General features: G+C 38.8%; 2 protein-coding genes and 2 pseudogenes. All 4 read right to left on the minus strand.

Annotation, left to right across the window (positions count from 1 at the left end):
- Window positions 1-86: 86 nt before the first annotated feature.
- Window positions 87-516, minus strand: a pseudogene (gene tnpA / locus JW841_16260) (IS200/IS605 family transposase).
- A 235-nt stretch (window positions 517-751) separates the two neighbouring features.
- Complete coding sequence (locus tag JW841_16265; GenBank protein ID MBN1962489.1) at window positions 752-3,175, minus strand: chitobiase/beta-hexosaminidase C-terminal domain-containing protein; 2,424 nt, start codon at window positions 3,173-3,175, stop codon at window positions 752-754.
- A 309-nt stretch (window positions 3,176-3,484) separates the two neighbouring features.
- Window positions 3,485-4,373 (minus strand): annotated as a pseudogene (locus tag JW841_16270) (UTP--glucose-1-phosphate uridylyltransferase).
- Window positions 4,370-5,017, minus strand: coding sequence for a hypothetical protein (locus JW841_16275; protein MBN1962490.1), 648 nt, complete (start codon window positions 5,015-5,017; stop codon window positions 4,370-4,372). Before JW841_16275 ends, JW841_16270 begins: the two are co-directional and overlap by 4 nt.
- Between the last annotated feature and the right edge of the window lie 242 nt (window positions 5,018-5,259).

The raw sequence follows: 5,259 nt of genomic DNA on the forward strand, positions 1-5,259 counted from the left end.
GCCTTAAGGCGATGGGTTTAAAACCAATGCGGACTATAAGTCCTGTTCCGTGCAAAGCACGGCTTAAGATACCAGCTTAAGCAGGCTTAAGTTTCAACTTTAAACTCTTCATCTGTATCATGATTTTGCTCTTCTATATAAGTCTTTATAGTCTCGTCTGTTACATTACCACTACTTTTTACAGAAATATCCCCTGGCCCAAAGATGACCTCCCCAAAACAACTTTTTTAAATTTGGGAACTCTTACATTATTTTAAATGCACTTTTTCCTTTTAAATATTGCATTAAACGACTGATACATACTTGTGGCGGTATTGATATGAACAAATGAACATGATCTTTTGATATATGACCTCGCATTATACTGACATCATGATCTCCACATATTTGACGAATAATATCACGAAGTCTTAATCCTATATTGCCTTTTAAAGCCTTACGCCTATACTTTGTACACCATACTATATGAAGATGTATTTCAAATAATGTATGTGCGCCGCGTCGGTATTCTTTAATTTCTATGATTTACTACAACCGCGGCTCTTGCTAAAGCCGCCGCCTTAAGGCGCACGGCTTTGACCATCTTAAGCATGGGACAGTAAAATTAGTGTGAAGGTGAAATATGGCTTAATTGAAATACTTAGAGTTCTTATTGTGTTTGAAAATGCATTGCTTTTATTCATGAAAATACTCCAATAAAAGAAGCTGCCTGATTATTTGGTAGCCTTTTGTTATTTTTTCCGGAGGGTTGTTAAACATTCGGTGGTTGTTCAATGGTTTTTTTATATAGTCGACGATAGGCAATATAAACAATTAATATTAGCGACATTAGCCAGGATGAATTCTTAACATCAAGTGCTGCACAACCAGTATTAATAGTTACATTTTTTTGTTCGCTCACAGGATCTTGCTGGGTTACAGGGGCTTGTGTCTCGTTTGTTATAGTGGTGGGAGAATTATTTTGCGTGTTTGAAGTTGTATCTTCGGTAATCGTTGGGCCATTATTATCAATCGGATCATCATGGTCAACTGGCTCTGATGTATTATTAACAGTATATGTGGCTGATACAGTGTCGCTTTGTGTTAAGTCATCATTAAATGCCCGTGCTCGAATAGTGACGGTATACAAAATAGTGATAGGACCAATATACAACTGACTATAGATTGTAGGCTCAGTGTTGTCAGTCGTATAGCGGATTAGCGCACCATTTGTTGAACAAGTAATTGATACCTTGTCTCCTGCATTTATTTGATCTTCATGAGGGGTGAAAATGGGATCAGCAGGTTTATCAGGTGTCGGTTCATTTTCAATAGTGTATTGTGCTTGTGCGATGTTACTATCAATAAATCCAGCTTTAAAAGCCCGAGCCCGAATAGTAAGGTTTTGAGTGATACTAATCGGAGTCGTATACTCTTGGTCAGATATCGTTGGTACACTTCCATCAGTAGTATAGTAAATGGTGGCATCATCAGTACTGCAAGTAATTGCAACCAGAGCACCATTTTGTAATTCACCGCTACCAGGGCTGAAAATAGGAGCAGCAACTTTTTGCGGCGGATTAATTGCGATAGTATATGTTGCAGAAACGATATTGCTTTGAGTTGATTGTTCACCAAAAGCGCGCGCTTTAATGGTGACATTTTGGTTTATTATAATCGGATTGTTATATAAGTTACTTACTTCTGTAGGGTCACTACCATCAGTAGTATAGCGTATGTCCACTCCATTAGTAGCGCATGTGATAGTTACCTCATCTCCAATGGCTACTTCCCCTCCATTGGGAGTAATAATTGGATCTTCGGGGGGATCAAGTGGTGGATCAATTTGAATAGTATAGCTGGCTTCTCTAATATTGCTGGCTTCTAAGTGATCTTTGTAAGCTCGAGCTTTAATAGTTATGTTTTGTGTAATGGTGATAGGATCTGTATATTGGTAACTACTTTGAGTAGGCTCATCTCCGTTAGTTGTATAGTAAATGGTCGCATCATCAGTATTGCACCCAATTATTACTTCAGTGTCTGTTTCTACTTGGCCAGCAGCAGGGCTAAAATATGGTGTTGCTACCTTAGTTGGCGGGTTATTGCGTTCAACAATTTGCGCCAGCATCCACCACATGGCTTTTGCCAAGCGAATACAGCCGTTCTTTCCTATGTGCGAGCGAGCATGATTAGCTATCCCATCACCATAATTATGGTAATCATAGGTACCATATTGGTCGGGCCAAAGAGATTGGTCACCCCAATTTTCTATATCGTTATCTGAATGTACAACTGGAAATTCGTGGCTGTCCCACGTAGTTTTGTTTTGTGTTAAGTCATCACCATAGCTGAGAATATCTGCATAATCAAATAATACTCTATTGCTATCTAAATTTACATAATCTCTTATGGCTTCATTTTTTAAATAACGTTGATAGCCAACTTCGCCTAAGCGTTTAGTACCATCCACAGGGCCGGTGCTAAAAAAGGTAGTTGTTGTGGGCATATGCGCATTATATTCATCAACTGATAATAAATAGTCGTGCAGGGTGATTGGATGTTGGCCATCTTGATTATCATTGCTGTCAATTCCCCACCAATCTTGTAGATTTGCTTTCCATGAATATTGGCCGGTTGCTTGATCTATTCCATAAGAATAGGCTACTCCATACCAATGCACATGCTCATCTTCGTCTTCATCTGGGCTTGCTGTCGCCCCAGTCATATCCCAACACCAACCAAATCCCATGACATCGACTGGTTTATTTTCAATTTCTTTCATATAAGTTAAGTGGTTTTTAATCATGTTGCGTGCTTCTGTGTTTGTCCAAAAAGTCTCTTCACCAGCCCCAGCAGCCCAAGGCCAGTTAGGGCGGTTTTCTTCTCGACGTACCCGAGTAGCGCGTAAATGATCTGTAGAAACAGGTAATTGCTGACTGTCAAAAGAAATCTCAACTGCATACTTAGAGCCGTACTGATCCTCGAGTAATTGCAAGCCATATAAAAGGCCATGGCTATGTGATTCCCCAAGATAATTCAGATGCATCTTTTTTATTTCTGCAATTGTATCATCGCTGATTTGGTCGAATTGAGCTACCGCGTTATGGTTAGCGATGATTTGCGCGTGACTTATGTTAGAATTGAAAAGTAATACAATATTAAAAATGATTAGATAGCTAAAGATTCGATACAGCATAAACGACCCTCTTTCTATAAGTTTAAAATTTACCATTTTTTTTATGCATTGGCGTAATATGGGCAAAAGCTCTCCCCTGTAATTGCATTTTCTTTATCGCTTTTTTGCTAATATATTTATTAGTTTGTCTATGTATTCCCCTAGGCAATATCGCGAAAAGAGAAGAAATATCGTAAAACCAATAAAACATTGTATGCCACAAAAATCTTTCCACTAGTTCGATATGGACTAGTCTTTTAATGTTGAATAAGTCGTGTGAGAGTTTAATTGCAGCTCAAGTTTGTTATGTATGCAGACTAAATTAATACATTATAAAGTCGCAATTTCGTGCAGAGTTTGCAGATATGCTTGGGGCACACCAATATCAAACCGCTTGCCCTGCACCATATATCCGATAAAACCCTCTTCAATACGCAGTTTATCTAGGCAAGAAGTAAGTTGGAATTCACCCTTTTCTCGAATGTTATTGGAAATTTGTTCTTCTAATAAATTAAAAATTTGTGGGGTTAAGAAATATTGACCAAAAATCGTACAATATTGGTTGTCTGGTATTCCAATCATGCGTAGATACTCAGCAGCATATTCGATATCAGGTTTTTCAGCAAATTCTGTTATGGCCATAGTTGAATTATTATCGATCCAAGTTGCCTGCAACTGTGCCAAAATGTTGAATTAAGTGTGCTGGTGTAGTTTTAAACCAACTACACTGCGGCCGAATTTTTCGTAAACATCTAAAAGTTGGCGTGAACAAGAAGTATCAGTGTTTGAAGTATACAGATGGTCACCAATCATTAATAAAAAATGGTTCACGGCCAACCCATTCACGAACACAATAAACGGCATCACCAAAACCATTTTGATTTTGTTGCTCAATAAAGGTGATTTTATGAACGATATTGAGTATATATTCAGATGTTTCTTGTGCTTCTTTTGACAATTTTGCAAAATGTTCAATTGTGGGTGGAGTGTGAAAATAATTTTCAAATAATTGCTGATCACCTTTTTATATAATCACACAAATTTCTTCAATTTCAGCAGCAAGCGCCTCTTCAACTATTAATTGAATAATAGGTTTTACCACTCCATGTTTGTCAATTACTGGAAACATTTCTTTTTTAATCGCCTTAGTGGCGGGAAATAACCTAGTATCAAAACCATCTGCAGGCATAACTGCTTTACTCACTTTTTTGCGTTCTATTTGAGCATTGTCGTTTTTTCGATAGAGCACATTTGTTTGACAACATCAATTTGTGCTTTGGTCCAAATACCTCTTTGTTCAGACCAGCCAATAGCTACATCAACACAGTCAAGAGTGAATGCAAATTGTCCAGCCATGCTGTTACCACAATGAGCAACGGTATCAGCTTCGATGAAACCTGGGCGTATCTCTTGCCATTGCCCAGTATTGATAGGAATTTGATGACGCACTAAAGTGCCCGGCTTTGTTGTAGTGCGTCCATGTTGTGTTTGTTTAAGACGTGTTTGTTTAAATACGCGGTCGATACTGGCTGGTGAAATACGCAGTAACTTGTCTCTTAGGTCATTGCTAAGAGCACCAAACATAGCTTCGTATCCGGGTAACCATATAGGCAGCAAAGCCTTAAAACGTTTTGAACAAGGTAGATTAGCCGCAAGCCAGATTTTTTTTAATACCTTGATTAACTCACGGTCACTATAGCTCGGCTTCTGGCCTGAACGACGCCTTACAGTAAGCCGTCCATTGCGACGCTTAGCAAGTAAGTGCAAGGCATGTTTGCGATGGAATTCACAAGTTGCGCAAATTCCGTCTAAAATTTGAGATTTTTCTTTTCGTGATCGCGCGGCTTGATAGCGCCGTGCCATTGTTGCTAAGTATTCGACTTTGGCAAAAGGACTCATATTTCTACTACTACCGATATTATCTCGGTAACTGTTAATATGAGTCAATGTTTACTAAGATCGCTGACCTTCGGTAACTTCTAATTTGATGCAATTCGCGCGTCTCGTTACAATCACTTCCAGCAAACCAATGCCAAACGAGATTATCTTCCGAGCCACTTGCAAAAGTCGAGCAACCACCTATTATCGTCATTCCTGCGCAAGCA

It is taken from the genome of Deltaproteobacteria bacterium (assembly GCA_016931625.1).
Lineage (GTDB): Bacteria > Myxococcota > XYA12-FULL-58-9 > XYA12-FULL-58-9 > JAFGEK01 > JAFGEK01.

What these genes read in the sequence shown, in the direction of transcription:
- JW841_16265 (MBN1962489.1), bottom strand. Translation starts at nt 3,175, where the DNA reads ATGCTGTATCGAATCTTTAGCTATCTAATCATTTTTAATATTGTATTA.
- JW841_16275 (MBN1962490.1), bottom strand. Translation starts at nt 5,017, where the DNA reads ATGGCACGGCGCTATCAAGCCGCGCGATCACGAAAAGAAAAATCTCAA.